2 protein-coding genes are annotated in these 457 nt (G+C 64.1%); both read right to left on the bottom strand.

What is annotated here, in order from left to right; all coding sequences use genetic code 11:
• The coding region (locus AACY08_RS29595) for an ATP:cob(I)alamin adenosyltransferase (RefSeq protein ID WP_445262068.1) at positions 1-256 on the bottom strand (256 nt) is incomplete at its 3' end.
• Between the two features lie 44 nt (positions 257-300).
• Positions 301-435 (bottom strand): twin transmembrane helix small protein, encoded by a 135-nt coding sequence (locus AACY08_RS30760; RefSeq protein WP_445262069.1) that lies wholly within the window; start codon positions 433-435, stop codon positions 301-303.
• Between the last annotated feature and the right edge of the window lie 22 nt (positions 436-457).

Consider the following 457-nt stretch of genomic DNA (forward strand, 5'->3'; position numbering starts at 1 on the left):
CGGCTTTCGGTGTCGCGAGATCGGCACCGAGATCGAACAAATCGTTCTGGATACGCTCGAGCCATGCCGACAATTCGGCGGCGGGCAACCCCTCTTGCGCCAGCGCGGCGATCGCCGCGCCAATCGCGCTATTGGCTTCGTCGACATCGCCCATCGCCGCCAGCCGCGCGGCGTCCTTGGCAATGCGCGATCCGTCGACCAGCCCGGTCGTGCCGTCATCGCCGGTACGCGTGTAGATGCGGTTGAGCTTGAACATATTTTATCACAACCGCCGGGCTGCGCCCAAAGCGAAGCTCAGCCCTAGCCGGCGAGCCACATCAACAACACAACCAGGAAAATCGCGACCGCCTGCAACATCACGCGATATTGCATCATCTGGTTGGACCGCACCGACGATGCGATCCGCGCCTCGCCGGGGTTCGCCCCGTCGCGCAAATCCTGGCTCGCGCCGAGCAGG

The organism is Pseudomonas sp. EL_65y_Pfl1_R83, from assembly GCF_963970695.1.
In the GTDB taxonomy this organism is placed as follows: domain Bacteria; phylum Pseudomonadota; class Gammaproteobacteria; order Pseudomonadales; family Pseudomonadaceae; genus Aquipseudomonas; species Aquipseudomonas tritici.